Origin of the sequence: Ensifer sp. 4252, assembly GCF_050434565.1 — a bacterium.
GTDB lineage: Bacteria > Pseudomonadota > Alphaproteobacteria > Rhizobiales > Rhizobiaceae > Ensifer.
The window spans coordinates 23323-39400 of record NZ_JBNDIU010000002.1 but is presented as its reverse complement, the minus strand read 5'-3'; the positions used below and the strand labels follow the sequence as shown (position 1 = coordinate 39400).

Genomic DNA, 16078 nt, shown 5'->3' with positions numbered 1-16078 from the left:
TTCAACGGTAGCTGTAGCCGTGGCTGTGATCCGGGCATTCGACATGCGGCGGCTGGTATCGGTTTGCTGCCACGACGTCGGTGCCGATGACCGCGTAACGCGGTTCGAAGAGGCGGTTGAGATGGGCTTCGGTTCCAAGCGAATCGAAGACGCGCAGCTCGGAATCGACGAGATCGAAGAGGGTGAATTCGGCGCGCGCGCCGACGCTCAAGAGATTGTCCATCGGCAGGCGGATGACCGAGGCGGGTGCCTGGGTGACGGCCTCGACGACCTTTTCGAACGGCATGCCGACGCTTAGGAGTTTCGACATGGTGGTGCCGAGGTCCCAGACCGACTGGTTCATGCTGCGCAGGTGCACGTCGGTGGAGATCGAGAACGGCAGTAGGCCGCGGGCAATGGCGACTTCGGCCACGCGGAACGAGAACGATGCGCCGCCATGGCCGATATCGAGCCGGATGCCTTCGCCGGCGCAGCGTTCGGCGAGCTCGAACAGATCTTCGTCTTCGATGATGCTCGATCCGGCCTTGCCGTTGAAGCAATGGGTGACGATGTCGCCGGGGCCGAGGATTTCAAGCACTTCGTCATAGAGCGCCGGCGGCTCGCCGACATGCACCATCATCGGGATCTTCAGGATCTTGGCGATTTTCTTGCCGAGCTTGACCGGGGTCACGCCCCAGGAACCGGTGATCACGTGGCTGGCGCGCACTTTCAGGCCGACAATGTGCTCGCGGTTTTCCTGGTAGCAGGCGATGATGCGGTCGATGTCGATCGAGCGGATGTCGCTCAGTTCACTGACGCGGTTGCAGGCGACCAGGCCGATGGAGCCGAGATTGAGGAAGGCCTTGATGCGCTCGCGCGCCGGCTCGATGATATATTCGCGAAAACCGTGAAAGTTGGCTTCGCCCGCCGAACCGGCGTCGACGATAGTGGTGACGCCGCGCTCCATGCCGCAGAGCTGCGGCCTGACCGAGATGTCGGTGCCGCCATGCCAGACATGGGCGTGAAGATCGATCCACCCGGGCGAGATCCAGCCGCCCTTGCCGTCGATGCGCTCGGCGCCATCGGGTGCTGCCAACTGGTTGCCGATGGCGGCGATGGTGCCGTCGGCGCCGACGAGGATATCGACGGTTTCGGCCGGCGCCGCCATGCCGAAGGCGACGGGCTTGACGTTGCTGATCAGCACGGGGCTGCTGCTACGGGTTGCGGTGGGCATGGATTAAAGGTCCTTTCTGAGGCGGGGATCGAGCATGTCGCGCAAACCGTCGCCAACCATCTGCAGGGACAGGACCGAAAGCACGATGGCGATGCCGGGAAACAACGTCACCCAATCGGCCTGTCCGATATATTGCCGGCCCGAGGCAATCATCGTGCCCCAGGTCGGGATTTCCGGGCTGACGCCGACGCCGAGGAAGGAAAGCCCGGCTTCGGCGAGCATCGCATGCGCGAACAGGAACGTGCCCTGAACCAGGATCGGCGAGAGCAGGTTGCGCAGCACATGCCGCGTCATGATGTGCGGCGTCGAAATGCCGAGGGCGCGCGCTGCCTCGACATAGGGTAGCTCGCGGATCACCAGCGTGGAGGCGCGCACCACCCGCGCCAGCCGTGGCGCATAGACGACGCTGAGCGCGATGATCACCGTTGTCAGCGACGGGCCGAGGGCGGCGACGAGCGCGATCGCCAGCAGGATATCCGGAAAGGCCATCATCGCGTCGATCAGGCGGGCGATCGGCGCGTCGAGCTTCGGAAAGAAGCCGGCGACGAGCCCCATGACGACGCCGACGATCGTCGCGAGCGTGACGACGGCGGCACCGACCAGCAGCGACAGTCGCCCGGCATAGAGCGTGCGCGAAAACACGTCGCGCCCGAATTCGTCGGTGCCGAAGAACCATTGCAGGCTCGGCGGCGACAGGCGGTTGACGATCGACAGCTTGCCGGGCGCATAGGGTGCGATCAGCGGCGCGAAGGCGGCGAGCAGCACGAAGACGACGAGAACGAACAGACCGAAGGCAACGGTCTTGCGCTTGAGCAGGCGGCGCAGGAACTTGGCACGCTCGCTTGCGACAGGGGTTGATACGGTGACGGTCATCAGTAGCGAACCCTTGGATCAACGAGGAGATAGAGCATGTCGATCGCGAAATTGATCAGCACGTAGAGCGCGGCGATCACCAGAAGCGCTCCCTGGATCACCGGGTAGTCGCGCCTGAGCACGGCGGAGACGACGAGATTGCCGACGCCGGGGAGGCCAAAGACGGTTTCAGTAACGACGGCGCCGGAGATCAGCACGGCCGCAGTGAGGCCGATGATCGTCAGGATTGGGATGAGGGCGTTCTTCAAGGCGTGTTTCATCACCACGCGGCGTTCGCCCAGACCCTTGGCGCGAGCGGTGCGAATGAAGTCGTCGCCGAGCACGTCGAGCATGGAGGCGCGGGTAAAACGCAGGATCAGCGCCGAGGAGACGACGCCAAGCGCGATCGCCGGCAGGGTCAGATGGTACATGCGCTCTGCAAAGGACGAACCTGGACCGCCGTAACCGGAAACCGGGAACCAGCCGAGGCGCACGGCGAGGATCTGGATGAGGATCAGGCCGAGCCAGAAGCTCGGAATGCTGGCGGCAAGCATCGCCAGCGTGGTGGCCGCCTGATCGACGAAGGAGCCGCGGCGGTAGGCCGCGTAGATGCCGATCGGCAGCGCGATACCGCTGGCGATCAGGATCGAAAACAAGGTGAGGAAGAAGGTCGGTTCGGCACGCTCGGCAAGCGCCGAGGTAACCGGCTGGTTGAGGAAGATCGACTGGCCGAGATCGCCCTGCAGCAACTGCCCGATGTAGTAGACATATTGCAGGCCGAGCGACTGATCGAGACCAAGCTTGGTGCGCAATTCGGCGATGTCTTGCTGCGTCGCTTCCGGTCCGAGCATGACGGCGGCGGGGTCGCCCGGCGTCACGCGCACGATGACGAAGACAATGGTGACGACAAGCGCCATGACCACGATCATGCCGAACAGGCGCTGGAGGATATAGCGTATCATGGGTGCCTCGAACTTCTTCCGCACGGGCGCCGACAAGACGGCACCGGCTATCCGGCGGGCAGCGATCCCTTCAGAGAAAGACCGCCCGCCGAAGGCTTCAAGTGGATGAGAGCTTACTTCTTGATCGAAGCGTTCCAGAAGTAGGGCCACGGTGCGGGCGAGACGCCGTCCAGCGTCTTGGTCTTTGCCGACAGGGCATTGAAATCGCCGATCTTGATGAACGGCACTTCCTCGTAGATTACCTTCTGCACGTCGGCCCAGAGTGTCACGCGCTTGCCGGCATCCGATTCGGCGTTGAAGGCATCGACGGCCTTGGCGCGGGCCGGCGTATCCCAGTTGCCCGGCGCCTTGGTCGACATCATGCCGATCAGGGCCGGCTCGGGCAGGAACGGGCTGTGGGTGATGTAGATATCCCAGAGCGTCGGGTCGGCGCGGCGCTGGGTGAGCGTCGCCCAATCCACCACCTGCATATCGACGGTGAAGCCGGCGAGCTTCAGATATTCGGCCGCAACCTGAGCCATCTTGTAGTGGAACTCATACTGACGGCTGGTCAGGATGCGCAGTGGCTCACCCTTATAGCCGGCGGCCTTCAACAGCTCGCCAGCCTTTTCCGGATCGGCGATGTTGTAGCCGCCTTCCGTGCCGGCTTCGGTGCGCCAGACATATTGCGCGGGGTAGAGAGCGGCATCGAGCGCGTAGAAGTCGGTGCTGCCGAAGGCGGCCGCCATCATGTCTTCCATGCTGAGTGCTGCGCGGATCGCCTTGCGCAGTTCCAGGTTCTTGGTCATGCCGTTGCCGGAGTTCAGAACGAAGACCGGCCAGCCGAAGGGCTGCAGCATGACGGGCTCGGAGGCCGAAGAGCCTTTCACGCGATCGAAGGATTCGACCGGAATCGAATCGACATAGTCGTACTGGCCGGAGACGGCTGCCTCGACACGGGTGTTCGGATCGGGAACCGGCACGAACCGGATCTCGTCGGCATATTGGTGGCGCGCGCCGCCATAGCCGTTGCTTTCGCCCTCGGGCGAGACGTAGCCGTCGTAACGCTCAAGCTGGATATATTGGTCGGCCTTGCGCTCCTTGAGCTTGTAGGGGCCGGTGCCGACGAAATCGACCATCGGCTCGGCCTGCTTTTCCGAAGGCAGCACGATTGCCGCGGAATTGTTGAAAGCGAGCAGCGAGACCAGCGGCGCATAGGGCGTGTTGAGCGAGATCTTGACGGTCGTCGGGTCGACGGCCTCGATGCCGGCGATCGTCGTTGCCGTCTGCTTGCCGCGCGATGCCGTCTTCGTCCAACGCTCTAGCGAGGCGACGACATCGGTTGCATCCATGTCGGTGCCGTCATGGAACTTGACGCCGGCGCGCAGCTTGATCGTGTAAGTTTTGCCGTCGGCGCTGATCTCCGGCATGGCGGCAGCCAGAAGTGGCGTCGGCTTCCAGTCCTTGTCGAAGGTGTAGAGCGTCTCGAACATATGCTGCGAGACGATGCCGACCAGGTCGGCCGTCGAAGCCATCGGGTCGAGTGTCGGCGGCTCGCCGACCGTGGCGACGTTGATGACGCCGCCCTTTTCCTGCGCGAACGCGAAGGACGAGGAGGCGATGAGCGCCGTTCCCAGAAGCAGTGCAATCCTTGCTGATTTCATCTTATGTTCCTCTCTTATTGTTATTTCATAGTTATGTACTAAGATACTTTATATTGGAATGATAAGATCAGGCTTACGGAAATGTCAAGCCGCAGCCAAGACCCACGGCACCACGGCAGCGGGACCGGCGAAGCTGATCAGCGAAGCGATGGATCGATGAGGGGAACACTTGTTGCGCATTGCGCGGGCACGCATGATCAAGCGGAACGCGCTGTTTGACGCGCGAGCGCTGTGGAGTTAGGCATCGTGCGCCAAGGAAAACGTTTGTTTTTCAGATGGTTATGCTTTAACCCCGCTGCCCAGACCAGCGGCAGGGCTTTCATCGCAATTACCGATAAGGCGAGTAGCAGGCGCGGCAGGCGCCATAGTATGGCTTGAAGGTATTGTTCCACGCCCGGTAAGAGCGGTATCGACTGTAGCACCAGCTCGTATGGGAGTTGCCGCCGTAGTACCGTCTCGGTTGGGCGTTCATCTGCCCGCCGATGATGGCGCCGATCGCCCCCCCCACCTGTAGTCATCGCCGCCGCGATACCAGCGGCGATGATAGTAGTGCACGGTCTCGACGTCGGAGATGCCTGCCTTCAGTGCCTGCGCCGGGGCTACGCTGGAGAAGGCCGTTGCCAGCGAAAGCGCACCAATTGCCAGCTTTTTGACTTCACCATTTCCTTTCATTGGGGAAATGGATGAGGGCGTGTTTGTGCCGCTGGTGCGGTAGCACAGCAACATGAATGCGCATCAGTCAGTTTGCTGCTCGCCGACGTCTTCGAGCCTCTGCATGAAAATGCCGAAACCGGCACGGCGATAGGTGTCCTGCGCCTTGGCGTGATCCCAGGTGTCCGTGTGCAGCCAGATACGATCGGGTGCGCGATCCCAGATGGCGCGCATTGCACCGTCCAGAAAAAACGGCCCGAGTCTTCTTCCCTGCGCTTCCGGGATCAGGCCGAAATGGGTGAGCTCGACATCGGCAGTGTCAGCGCAATCGAATTCGCAAAGCCCGACGGCTTGGCCTTCCACTCGCAGGATATAGAGCGCGGAAGACGGGCTGCGCAAAAAAACGTCGAGTTCATCGGCAGACATGCGCAGCCGTTGATCCCAGCGCAAGGGGTCGCCGACGGCGCGATAGAGCGACAGGAACTCCTCTGCTGCCAAGCGCTCAGGCGCAAACGCGGCGTCTTCGAAAGGCGGCAGCAAAGGCTCGCCAGTCGGCCGTGCGCGCATTTCCATGTAGGTGACAAGCAGCTGAACCATGATCGCTTACATCTTTATCCAGCGCCAACGACACAGCGCTGCAACAGAAAAACGCTCGAAAAAACGAAGCAGGTCGCGGGACTTCGCGTTGCGCATCGCGGCTTCAAGAACGTACACAAAACATGAATGGGGAATGCCTGGGAACGCGCGCCAAACTAAGTCATTGAAATTTATGGTGATCCCGGCGCGATTCGAACGCGCGACCCCCAGATTAGGAATCTGGTGCTCTATCCTGCTGAGCTACGGGACCACTCGGATAGCACCCATACAAAAGCAAGGCCTCTTCGCCAAGTGTTTTTGCGCGGTGCCTTCGCGAAATAGGGCGTGGCGTGCAGTGCCGGGAATGCAGGGGATTGCGGATGGCGCCTGGCCGATCCTGTCTCCTCCTCTACCGGGGCGTGCCGAAATCGGGGGCTGGCGTTTCCCGTCTTTCGGATGCTAAGCAGGGATTAGCGCCGGCTTGAGGAGGTTGGCGCTCCTTCATGCGACCTTCACCCAGAGACCTGATCCAGACATGTTCATCGGAATTGATTGGGGCGGCACGAAAATGGAAGTCATCGCGCTCGATCGCGATGGCGAAACGCGCGCCCGCCACCGCGTCGCGACGCCGACGAGCGGCTATGACGACTGCATTCGGGCCGTTCTCGACCTCGTTGCCGCCGCCGAAACGACGGCGGGCGAAGAGGGGTCGATCGGCATCGGCATTCCCGGCAGCCCCAATCCGCGCACCGGTATCGTGCGCAACTCCAACGCTGTGCTGATCAACGGCAAGCCGCTGGCGCGCGACCTCGAGCAGGCGCTCGGCCGCAAGGTGCGGCTCGCCAACGACGCCAATTGCCTGGCGGTCTCGGAGGCGGTCGATGGTGCCGGCAAGGACGCGCAGACGGTGTTCGGCGTGATCGTCGGCACCGGCCATGGCGGCGGGCTTGCGATCGGCAAGAAGGTGCATGCCGGCTACCAGGGGGTCGCTGCCGAAATCGGCCACTATCCGCTGCCATGGATGACCAAGGACGAGTATCCCGGTCACAAGTGCTGGTGCGGCAAGCACGGCTGCCTCGATATGTATGCCTGCGGCACTGGGGTCGAGCTCGACTATCGCCTGACGACCGGCGTCGAAAAGCGTGGGCGCGACATCATCGAAGCGAAGCGGGCGGGCGATCCGGTGGCGTCTGATGTCTACAATCGCTTTGTCGACCGGCTGGCGCGCAGTCTTGCGCTTTTGACCAACATCGTCGACCCCGATGTCTTCGTGCTCGGCGGGGGCATGTCGAATGTCGACGAGATCTATGAGGATGTGCCGCCGCTGGTGGTCGACTACCTCTTTGGCGACAGTTTCGAAACGCCAATCCGCAAGGCGGTGCACGGGGACAGTTCCGGCGTGCGCGGCGCGGCTTGGCTCTGGAAGGATTGAGCGGAGGCTTCATGAATATCGACAACGATCTCAAGCGCATCTCCCAGCAGGAGCGCGAGCTGCAGTTCGACAGTTTCGACCTGGAAACGGCATGGCAACTGGGTTTGACGCTGCGCCGCAGGGCCACCGAACGCAAGCTCGGCGTCGTCATCGACATCACGCTGTTTTCGATGCAGGTGTTTTATGCCGCGCTCGAGGGCGCGACGCCTGACAATCCGAACTGGGTGCGCCGCAAGCGCAACACCGTTTTCCGCCTGTTCAAGAGCAGCTATTCGACCGGCCTCGGGCTGTTGAAGCAGCAGACCAATCTGCAGGCGAAGCTCGGGCTTCCGGATGCCGAATATGCGGCCCACGGCGGCAGCTTCCCGATCGTCGTCAAGGGCACGGGCTGCATCGGTGCTGTGACCGTGTCCGGCCTGCCGCAGCGCGAGGACCACAACATGGTCGTCGAGGCGCTGGCCGAGCTGCTTGGCAAAAACCACGATGAACTGAAGCTCGAGGGCTGAGCCGTTGCCGCAGGATATTTTTTCGCAGTCCGCTGCCCTGTCGTCGTGGCTGGCTGACAAAGCGTTGCCGGTCTGGCGCGAGAAGGGCGTCGATGCCACGGGCGGCGGTTTCGCGGAGACCATCGACATGGCCGGCGAGCCGACGCGCGCCAACCGCCGGGCCCGGGTGCAGCCGCGCCAGGTCTATTGTTTCACTGAGTCCGGCAGGCGTGGCTGGACCGGCGACTGGAAAGAGGCTGCCGAGGGCGGGCTCGCCTACTTCGATCGGGTCTATCTGCAGCCGACGGGCTTTTACGGCGCACTTGCGGATGCCGACGGCAACCTCATCGAGGCTTCCTTCGATCTCTACAATCAGGCTTTTGCACTGCTGGCCTTTGCCTATCTGGCCCAGGTCTTCCCCGAGCGCAGGCCGGAGATGATCGAGCGCAGCAACGGCTTGCGCCAGCGTCTCGAAGCCCATTGCAAGCACCCGCTCATGGGCTTTGAGGAAGACGAGCCATCGCGGCTGCCGCTCTGCTCCAATCCGCATATGCATCTGTTCGAAGCCTGTCTGGCGAGCGAGGAAGTCGTCGGTTTTGATCGCGTCGCCTGGTTCAACCTTGCCGATGAGATCGCGCATCTGGCGATGGATCACTTCATCGACGGCGATACCGGCGCGTTGCGGGAGTTCTTCGACCACGACTGGGCACCGTTCCCGGGCGACAAGGGCCGCATCGTCGAGCCCGGCCATCTGTTCGAATGGGCCTGGCTGTTGCTGCGTTGGGCCGAGCGCCGCGGCAATGCCGAAGCGATCGTCAAGGCGCGGCGGCTGTTTGCGATCGGCGAGGCGCACGGCATCTGCCCGACCCGCAACGTCGCGATCATGACGCTCTTCGACGATTTCTCGGTCGCCGATCCGATCGCCCGGCTTTGGCCGCAAACGGAATGGCTGAAGGCTTCGGTTCGTTTTGCAGCCCTCACAGAAGGCGCGGAGCGCGAGCGCTATCTTGCCTCGGCGGCGCGTGCGGCTTCGGCACTCAACTTGTTCCTGGAGACACCCGTTGCCGGGCTGTGGCGCGACAAGCAGAAACCGGACGGCAGTTTCGTCGACGAACCGGCGCCGGCGAGCAGTTTCTACCATATCCTCTGTGCCATCTATGAAACGCAGGATTGCCTCGCCCGCCTATAAATTTGTCTTCTGACCGCATTTCCATGGCTCGCCGCGCCCGCGGCGAGCCATTTTCTTTGCCATGCCGTTACCCGAAAGGCGGAATCGCCTTTCTGTTACTCCTGTGCGCAGACTGAACCGGCGCGCACATAGGCTCTCAAGTCAGCCTCTTTGCGGCAAATTAAGTCCATTCATATGTTGACATAAAGATATCTTTATGTGATTGACTTGACTATTGTTTGTCGTTTTCAGAACGGGAGATTTCCCATGTCCGCCATCGACGCCCTTTTCGGCGACCTTTCCTCCAAGCCGGATGGCTCCGAAGTCATGCGGGCGCTGAAGCAGGCGGCCAGCGAGCGCATCCTGATCATGGATGGCGCAATGGGTACCGAGATCCAGCAACTGGGTTTCGTCGAGCAGCATTTCCGCGGCGATCGTTTTGGCGGTTGCGCCTGTCACCAGCAGGGCAACAACGACCTCCTGACGCTGACGCAGCCGAAGGCGATCGAGGACATCCACTATTCCTATGCCATCGCCGGCGCCGACATCCTGGAAACGAACACGTTCTCCTCGACGCGCATCGCCCAGGCCGATTACGGCATGGAAGACATGGTCTACGACCTCAATCGCGATGGCGCCCGCCTGGCGCGCCGGGCGGCAAAGCGCGCCGAAGCGCATGACGGCCGTCGCCGGTTCGTGGCCGGCGCACTCGGCCCGACAAACCGAACTGCGTCGATTTCGCCCGACGTCAACAATCCGGGCTACCGGGCGGTGACCTTCGACGATCTCAGGATCGCCTATGCTGAGCAGATCCGCGGGCTGATCGACGGCGGCGCCGACATCATCCTGATAGAAACCATCTTCGACACACTCAACGCCAAGGCGGCGATCTTCGCCACCAAGGAAGTGTTCGCCGAGAAGAGCATCGAACTGCCGGTGATGATCTCCGGCACGATTACCGACCTTTCCGGCCGCACGCTGTCCGGCCAGACGCCGACGGCGTTCTGGCATTCCGTGCGCCACGCCGAGCCTTTCACCATCGGGCTCAACTGCGCGCTCGGCGCCAATGCCATGCGCGCGCACATCGACGAGCTTTCTGGTGTCGCCGACACCTTCGTCTGCGCCTATCCGAACGCCGGCCTGCCGAACGAATTCGGGCAATATGACGAGACCCCCGACCAGATGGCGGCACAGGTCGAAGCCTTTGCCCGTGACGGTCTCCTCAACATCGTCGGCGGCTGCTGCGGCTCGACGCCGGCCCATATCAGCGCGATCGCCAAGGCGGTTGCCAAGCACCCGCCGCGCCGGATCCCTGACGTGGCGCCGCTGATGCGGCTTTCGGGTCTGGAGCCCTTCACGCTCACGTCCGACATTCCCTTCGTCAATGTCGGCGAGCGCACCAACGTCACCGGTTCGGCCAAGTTCCGCAAGCTGATTACCGCCGGCGATTATTCCGCAGCGCTTGATGTCGCCCGCGATCAGGTCGCCAACGGCGCGCAGATCATCGACATCAACATGGACGAGGGCCTGATCGATTCGAAGCAGGCGATGGTCGAGTTCCTCAACCTCATTGCCTCCGAACCTGATATCGCCCGCGTGCCCGTCATGATCGACTCGTCCAAGTGGGAGGTTATCGAGGCCGGCCTGAAATGTGTTCAGGGCAAGCCGTTGGTCAATTCGATTTCGATGAAGGAAGGCGAGGAGGCGTTTCTGCATCACGCCAGGCTTTGCCGCGCCTATGGCGCCGCCGTCGTCATCATGGCCTTCGACGAGGTCGGGCAGGCCGATACCAAGGCGCGCAAGGTCGAAATCTGCACCCGCGCCTACAAATTGCTGACCGAAGAAGCCGGTTTCCCGCCTGAGGACATCATCTTCGACCCCAACATCTTCGCGGTCGCGACCGGGATCGAGGAGCATAACAATTACGGCGTCGACTTCATCGAAGCGACGCGCGAGATCATCGCGACGCTGCCGCATGTGCACATCTCCGGCGGTGTCTCCAACCTTTCGTTCTCCTTCCGCGGCAACGAGCCGGTGCGCGAGGCGATGCACGCGGTGTTCCTCTACCACGCCATCCAGGTCGGCATGGACATGGGCATCGTCAATGCCGGCCAGCTTGCCGTCTATGATGCGATCGATGCCGAGCTGCGCGAGGCCTGCGAAGATGTGGTCCTGAACCGCCGCGCCGATTCGACCGAGCGTATGCTCGAGATTGCCGAGCGCTATCGCGGCCAAGGCGGCGCCCAGGCGAAGGAGAAGGATCTTTCCTGGCGTGAATGGTCGGTCGAAAAGCGGCTCCAACACGCGCTGGTCAATGGCATCACCGAATATATCGAGGCCGATACCGACGAGGCACGGCTTTCGAGCGTCCGGCCGCTGCATGTCATCGAAGGCCCGCTGATGGCCGGCATGAATGTCGTCGGCGACCTTTTCGGCTCGGGCAAGATGTTCCTGCCGCAGGTGGTGAAGTCGGCGCGCGTGATGAAGCAGGCGGTCGCCGTTCTGCTGCCGCACATGGAAGCCGAGCGGCTGGCCGCCGGCGGCGAAGGCGAGCGTCAGAGCGCCGGCAAGATCCTGATGGCGACGGTCAAGGGCGATGTGCACGACATCGGCAAGAACATCGTCGGCGTCGTGCTTGCCTGCAACAATTATGAAATCATCGACCTCGGCGTCATGGTGCCGTCCGCCAAGATCCTCGAGGTGGCCAAGGAGAAAAAGGTCGACATCATTGGCCTTTCCGGCCTGATCACGCCGTCGCTCGACGAGATGGTGCACGTTGCCTCGGAACTCGAGCGCGAAGGTTTCGACATCCCGCTGTTGATCGGCGGCGCGACGACAAGCCGGGTGCATACGGCGGTCAAGATCAATCCGCGCTATGACCGCGGCCAGACGGTCTACGTCACCGATGCGAGCCGTGCCGTCGGGGTCGTCTCCAGCCTGCTGTCGCCGGAGGCCAAGGCACCCTATGTCGAGACGATCCGGGCGGAATACCGCAAGGTCGCCGACGCCCATGCTCGCAACGAGGCGGAAAAGCGCCGCCTGCCGCTGTCGCAGGCGCGGGCCAATGCCCACAAGATCGATTGGAGCGACTATCAGGCGAAGGCCCCTTCGTTCCTCGGCACACGGGTGTTTCAGGGCTGGGAGATGGAAGAGCTTGCGCGCTACATCGACTGGACGCCGTTCTTCCAGACCTGGGAGCTGAAGGGCGTCTATCCGAAAATCCTCGACGACGAGAAGCAGGGCGCAGCCGCACGTCAGCTGTTCGACGATGCGCAGGCCATGCTTGCCAAGATCATCACCGAGAAATGGTTCGCACCGAAGGCGGTCGTCGGCTTCTGGCCGGCCGGAACCGTCGGTGACGACATCCGGCTGTTTGCCGACGAGATGCGTGGTCAGGAGCTGGGCACCTTCTTCACGCTGCGCCAGCAGTTGAGCAAGCGCGATGGCCGGCCGAACGTGGCGCTGTCGGATTTCGTCGCCCCTGTCGAGAGCGGCAGCAGGGACTATCTCGGCGGCTTCGTCGTCACCGCCGGTATCGAGGAAGTGGCGATTGCCGAGCGCTTCGAGCGTGCCAACGACGACTATTCGTCGATCATGGTCAAGGCGCTGGCCGATCGATTTGCCGAGGCCTTTGCCGAGCGCATGCATGAATATGTGCGCAAGGAACTCTGGGGCTATGCCGCCGACGAGACGTTTTCACCGCAGGATCTGGTCGGTGAGCCCTATGCCGGCATTCGTCCGGCGCCGGGCTACCCGGCCCAGCCCGATCATACGGAAAAGGAAACCCTGTTCCGGTTGCTCGACGCCGAGAAGGCGATCGGCGTCACCCTGACCGAGAGCTATGCCATGTGGCCGGGTTCGTCCGTCTCCGGCCTCTACATCGGCCATCCCGATGCCTATTATTTCGGTGTCGCCAAGGTCGAGCGGGATCAGGTCGAGGACTATGCTGCGCGCAAACGCATGCCGGTGCGCGAGGTCGAGCGCTGGCTGTCGCCGATCCTCAACTACGTGCCGATGCCCGAAGCAGAGGCAGCCGAGTAATCTCGGGATTCCAACAATAGCGCTGGCGGGCAACCATGCCCGTCAGTGTCACGCTTGATGCGGGGAGGCCTGCAAGGCCGGCCGTGCGGAAAAACCTTGCTTCCCCCTTGCTTCAATCCAAGATGAAACTACGTCGAGCGGTTGGCGATCCCGGCACTTTGCCAGATTTTTGGAGTCTCTATGCTTCGCTGAACTGGCCCATTTGCTCTGTATTCATCGTTTATGGTCGGCGTCGCTAATACATTTCGTGAGACGTTCAAAAATAATGGCATGGAAATTCCGGAAGGATTCCAATCGAAGCGAACGTGATTCAACGTTGTTTTTCGCAGGTGCCGTTGCATTTCGGGCCGTTTTCCAAATGAAACATTGAAAATCTCGAAAAAAGAATTATATGGGTGCAATCGAATATTGCTTGCGACCTTTGTCAAAGCGCTGAAAAGCGTTGTCAGATTTCCTCTCAACATCGACACGGCTCGGCGAATACCCGTCGAGCGAAATCAACGATTGAAAGGAGATCGTTATGAATTCAGGCACAGTAAAGTGGTTCAATGGCACCAAGGGTTTTGGCTTCATCCAGCCGGATGATGGCACGACCGACGTGTTCGTTCATGTTTCCGCTGTGGAGCGTGCAGGCATGGGCTCGCTGGCGGAAGGCCAGAAGGTCACCTACGACATCGTCCGCGACCGCAAGACCGGCAAGAACTCTGCCGACAATCTTCGGGCGGAATGAATCGTCATCTGCCTCCCCCGACCACGGATGTACTGGCTGGGGACGTTTGATTGACGGGAAGAGGTCGGGTGAATCCCGGCCTTTTTGCGTCCGGACCCTGCACATTCCGGGGAAGGAAACTATCATGACCCGCAGAATTTGTGCCGTTGGCGACACGGTGACCGTAAGGGCCGATTTCACCAAGCTGGCACCCGCCGTCAGGACGTGCCGGATCATCGGTGTTCTGCCCGCCGACCACGGCGAGACCCAATATCGCGTCCGTTTCGACGGCGAGAACTTCGAACGTCGCATCGTTGCAAGCGACGTCGAGACCACTGAGGCGGCCTCTCCCATCGAAGAGGGACCGTCGCGCATTGCCAAGGGTGAACCCTGGCTGAAACCGTCGCGCATCCGGATCGGAAGATAGCTACAGCAATTTCGGTCCGCCGGTGTGCGGCCACCAACCAACGGGAAGGATACATCTTGCAGGTACTCGTCAGAGACAACAACGTCGACCAGGCGCTCCGCATTCTGAAGAAGAAGATGCAGCGCGAGGGACTGTTCCGCGAATTCAAGGCGCGCAGCGCCTACGAAAAGCCGTCGGAAAAGCGCGTTCGCGAAAAGGCCGAAGCCGTTCGTCGCCAGCGCAAGCTCGCGCGCAAGAAGCTTCAGCGCGAAGGCCTGCTGCCGGCACCGAAGAAGGCCGTCCGCACCCGCTAAATCTGAGGTACCGATGCCGATTTCGGCATCGGTCCACGCCCGAGCGAGGAGGTACGCATGACGTCGACGAAGAAAGATCTTTTCAAGCCTGAACGGCTGTCGGCAAGCGACAAGGCTGCGGCGACAGACCATACGGCCCGCGGTATCGTCGCGGCTGAAAAGCTGGCGCGCGAAAAGAAGACCGAGAAGCTCAAGGCCATGCGGCTGTTGCAGGAGGCTGACGCCGAGCCTGTGGCCCCGGCGCCGAAACGCCAGCCGGCACGCAAGCGCACGAGCGCCTGACTGCGTTCATGGGCGGGCGCAGTCATGACCCGACCCGGGCGCTGCCGCGTCGCACCGATGCCAGGCAAGCGCAGATGTAATTCTCATCGATAGATGGTCTGCCTGCTGCGCCTCCCACGCGATGCGCAGCCAGGCTTTGCACGCGTCCTACTGCATGTTTCCTTAAATCCTATTCGATTTAAGGAAACATGCAGCAATTCAAAGTGCTACAGCGGCCTTTGCGCGTCTGATAAGACGCGCGGCGCTGTAGTTCCGAAGGCCGGTTAGTTGACCGGATTCGGCTCAGGGAACTGCCACTTTCCATCCAGTATGTCCTGCCGCGGCCGATAGAGGCGCACCGTATAGTTCCAGCCCTTCGTCGTCGGCAGGCAGTTGGCTATCTTGCCGTCGCAACCGCCGAACTGGATCGCGATCGCGCCATCGTCGCCCTTCTTCGCGGTGATGTTGTTGATGGTGTAGGCGTCGTACTGGTTCTTCTCGTAATATCCTGCCGCATTGTAGACGCTGACCGACCAGAATGCGTCGACCGGAACATCCTTCACATCGAGCTTATAGACCGTCGCGCCATCGTCCTTCGCCGGCGTGATGTTGAGATAGGTGGCATCCTTGTCCGGATTTCCGCCCCAGGCCGAGGCCGTCCCGATCAGGTGGCGAACGGGGTCGACATCGTCCTTGGTGCCGAAGGCCTTCTTGAAGTCCGGTATGGTTGAGCCAAGCACAAGCAGGGCCTCGCGCACCTTCTTCTGGCTCGCCGGATCCCAGGCGGGGACCTCGAAGGTGCCAACGCTCTTCTGGCTGACCTTGATTGCATCCTGCAGCGCGTGGACCGCCTCAATATCCTTCGCGTCGGCCGGATCGACGAGCGTGCGGATCCCCACCACAACGTAGCGCGTGCCGACACTCTCCTTCGTCAGCGTATGTTCGCCGGGATCATAGGTCACCTGCGGCACATAATGATCCTCGTTGATCACCTGCAACGACATGAAACGCTTTCCAGCGTCCGGCATGGTGATGGTCACCGCGCCGGCATCAAGGTCGAACACACCCGACGAATAGAGCGTGTCGCGGTTGAGGCGGATGACGGTCTGGTTGTCGATCGAGGCCGGTTCGCGGCGGTGCTGAAGTTTTCCGAGTTCGCCTTCCTTGATCATGGCGGCAGCATACATGTCGCTCTCGGCGCGGATGAAGTTGTCGACGCCGACAATAACGGGATCTGCGGCCTTGGCCGGTATCGTGCCGATCGCGGCAAGGGCCGTCGCCAGAAGGGTGGTTCGAAACGTGCTCATGCTGTGCGTCCTTTTTTGCTTGGAGCGTTTCCCGTTAACGGAATCGCAGAAACGCCCT

Annotated in this window: 16 protein-coding genes and 1 tRNA gene; 8 read left to right on the top strand and 9 right to left on the bottom strand. The window is 61.7% G+C overall.

Annotated features, from left to right (window positions below):
• Position 1 precedes the first annotated feature (1 nt).
• The 8 genes from ABIE33_RS07110 to ABIE33_RS07075 form a co-directional block, all read right to left on the bottom strand.
• On the bottom strand, positions 2-1213 hold the full coding sequence (locus ABIE33_RS07110) for an amidohydrolase/deacetylase family metallohydrolase (protein WP_429123268.1): 1212 nt from the start codon (positions 1211-1213) through the stop codon (positions 2-4).
• Between the two features lie 3 nt (positions 1214-1216).
• Positions 1217-2086, bottom strand: coding sequence for an ABC transporter permease (locus ABIE33_RS07105; RefSeq protein WP_429123266.1), 870 nt, complete (start codon positions 2084-2086; stop codon positions 1217-1219).
• Positions 2086-3027, bottom strand: coding sequence for an ABC transporter permease (locus ABIE33_RS07100; protein WP_429123263.1), 942 nt, complete (start codon positions 3025-3027; stop codon positions 2086-2088). The genes ABIE33_RS07105 and ABIE33_RS07100 overlap by 1 nt, the downstream gene beginning before the upstream one ends.
• A 113-nt stretch (positions 3028-3140) precedes the next feature.
• Positions 3141-4670, bottom strand: a complete 1530-nt coding sequence (locus tag ABIE33_RS07095) for an ABC transporter substrate-binding protein (RefSeq protein WP_429123260.1) — start codon at positions 4668-4670, stop codon at positions 3141-3143.
• A 328-nt stretch (positions 4671-4998) separates the two neighbouring features.
• Positions 4999-5142 carry a BA14K family protein gene (locus ABIE33_RS07090; protein WP_429123257.1) on the bottom strand — a complete coding sequence of 48 codons (144 nt, stop codon included), beginning with the start codon at positions 5140-5142 and terminating at the stop codon, positions 4999-5001.
• Entirely contained in the window at positions 5139-5396 is a 258-nt protein-coding gene (locus ABIE33_RS07085) for a hypothetical protein (RefSeq protein WP_429123255.1), read from the bottom strand. The genes ABIE33_RS07090 and ABIE33_RS07085 overlap by 4 nt, the downstream gene beginning before the upstream one ends.
• A 9-nt stretch (positions 5397-5405) precedes the next feature.
• Positions 5406-5918 (bottom strand): GNAT family N-acetyltransferase, encoded by a 513-nt coding sequence (locus ABIE33_RS07080; protein ID WP_429123252.1) that lies wholly within the window; start codon positions 5916-5918, stop codon positions 5406-5408.
• A gap of 173 nt (positions 5919-6091) precedes the next feature.
• Positions 6092-6168, bottom strand: a tRNA-Arg gene (locus ABIE33_RS07075).
• Positions 6169-6432: 264 nt separating this feature from the next.
• Between ABIE33_RS07075 and ABIE33_RS07070 the strand changes: the two genes are divergently transcribed.
• From ABIE33_RS07070 to ABIE33_RS07035, 8 genes are all read left to right on the top strand, one after another.
• The gene (locus tag ABIE33_RS07070) at positions 6433-7329 is read left to right on the top strand and encodes an ROK family protein (RefSeq protein WP_429123249.1); all 897 of its coding nucleotides are present in this window, start codon (positions 6433-6435) and stop codon (positions 7327-7329) included.
• 11 nt (positions 7330-7340) lie between these two features.
• Entirely contained in the window at positions 7341-7835 is a 495-nt protein-coding gene (locus ABIE33_RS07065; protein WP_429123246.1) for a heme-degrading domain-containing protein, read from the top strand.
• A gap of 4 nt (positions 7836-7839) precedes the next feature.
• Complete coding sequence (locus ABIE33_RS07060) at positions 7840-9003, top strand: AGE family epimerase/isomerase (protein ID WP_429123243.1); 1164 nt, start codon at positions 7840-7842, stop codon at positions 9001-9003.
• A 246-nt stretch (positions 9004-9249) separates the two neighbouring features.
• Positions 9250-13023, top strand: coding sequence for a methionine synthase (gene metH / locus ABIE33_RS07055; protein ID WP_429123241.1), 3774 nt, complete (start codon positions 9250-9252; stop codon positions 13021-13023).
• A 520-nt stretch (positions 13024-13543) separates the two neighbouring features.
• Positions 13544-13753 (top strand): cold-shock protein, encoded by a 210-nt coding sequence (locus ABIE33_RS07050; RefSeq protein ID WP_025424998.1) that lies wholly within the window; start codon positions 13544-13546, stop codon positions 13751-13753.
• A gap of 124 nt (positions 13754-13877) precedes the next feature.
• Positions 13878-14159, top strand: coding sequence for a cold-shock protein (locus tag ABIE33_RS07045; protein WP_429123237.1), 282 nt, complete (start codon positions 13878-13880; stop codon positions 14157-14159).
• Positions 14160-14215: 56 nt separating this feature from the next.
• Positions 14216-14452, top strand: a complete 237-nt coding sequence (gene rpsU / locus ABIE33_RS07040; protein ID WP_025424996.1) for a 30S ribosomal protein S21 — start codon at positions 14216-14218, stop codon at positions 14450-14452.
• 57 nt (positions 14453-14509) lie between these two features.
• Positions 14510-14734, top strand: coding sequence for a hypothetical protein (locus ABIE33_RS07035; protein WP_429123234.1), 225 nt, complete (start codon positions 14510-14512; stop codon positions 14732-14734).
• A gap of 263 nt (positions 14735-14997) precedes the next feature.
• Here ABIE33_RS07035 and ABIE33_RS07030 read toward each other — a convergent pair whose 3' ends face one another.
• Entirely contained in the window at positions 14998-16020 is a 1023-nt protein-coding gene (locus tag ABIE33_RS07030) for a DUF1254 domain-containing protein (protein ID WP_429123231.1), read from the bottom strand.
• Positions 16021-16078 lie beyond the last annotated feature (58 nt).

Coding starts and splice junctions, on each gene's coding strand:
- ABIE33_RS07070 (WP_429123249.1), top strand. CDS start 6,433: ATGTTCATCGGAATTGATTGGGGCGGCACGAAAATGGAAGTCATCGCG.
- ABIE33_RS07100 (WP_429123263.1), bottom strand. CDS start 3,027: ATGATACGCTATATCCTCCAGCGCCTGTTCGGCATGATCGTGGTCATG.
- ABIE33_RS07045 (WP_429123237.1), top strand. CDS start 13,878: ATGACCCGCAGAATTTGTGCCGTTGGCGACACGGTGACCGTAAGGGCC.
- metH (WP_429123241.1), top strand. CDS start 9,250: ATGTCCGCCATCGACGCCCTTTTCGGCGACCTTTCCTCCAAGCCGGAT.
- ABIE33_RS07110 (WP_429123268.1), bottom strand. CDS start 1,213: ATGCCCACCGCAACCCGTAGCAGCAGCCCCGTGCTGATCAGCAACGTC.
- ABIE33_RS07105 (WP_429123266.1), bottom strand. CDS start 2,086: ATGACCGTCACCGTATCAACCCCTGTCGCAAGCGAGCGTGCCAAGTTC.
- ABIE33_RS07030 (WP_429123231.1), bottom strand. CDS start 16,020: ATGAGCACGTTTCGAACCACCCTTCTGGCGACGGCCCTTGCCGCGATC.
- ABIE33_RS07050 (WP_025424998.1), top strand. CDS start 13,544: ATGAATTCAGGCACAGTAAAGTGGTTCAATGGCACCAAGGGTTTTGGC.
- ABIE33_RS07080 (WP_429123252.1), bottom strand. CDS start 5,918: ATGGTTCAGCTGCTTGTCACCTACATGGAAATGCGCGCACGGCCGACT.
- ABIE33_RS07035 (WP_429123234.1), top strand. CDS start 14,510: ATGACGTCGACGAAGAAAGATCTTTTCAAGCCTGAACGGCTGTCGGCA.
- ABIE33_RS07095 (WP_429123260.1), bottom strand. CDS start 4,670: ATGAAATCAGCAAGGATTGCACTGCTTCTGGGAACGGCGCTCATCGCC.
- ABIE33_RS07090 (WP_429123257.1), bottom strand. CDS start 5,142: ATGAACGCCCAACCGAGACGGTACTACGGCGGCAACTCCCATACGAGC.
- ABIE33_RS07065 (WP_429123246.1), top strand. CDS start 7,341: ATGAATATCGACAACGATCTCAAGCGCATCTCCCAGCAGGAGCGCGAG.
- ABIE33_RS07085 (WP_429123255.1), bottom strand. CDS start 5,396: ATGTTGCTGTGCTACCGCACCAGCGGCACAAACACGCCCTCATCCATT.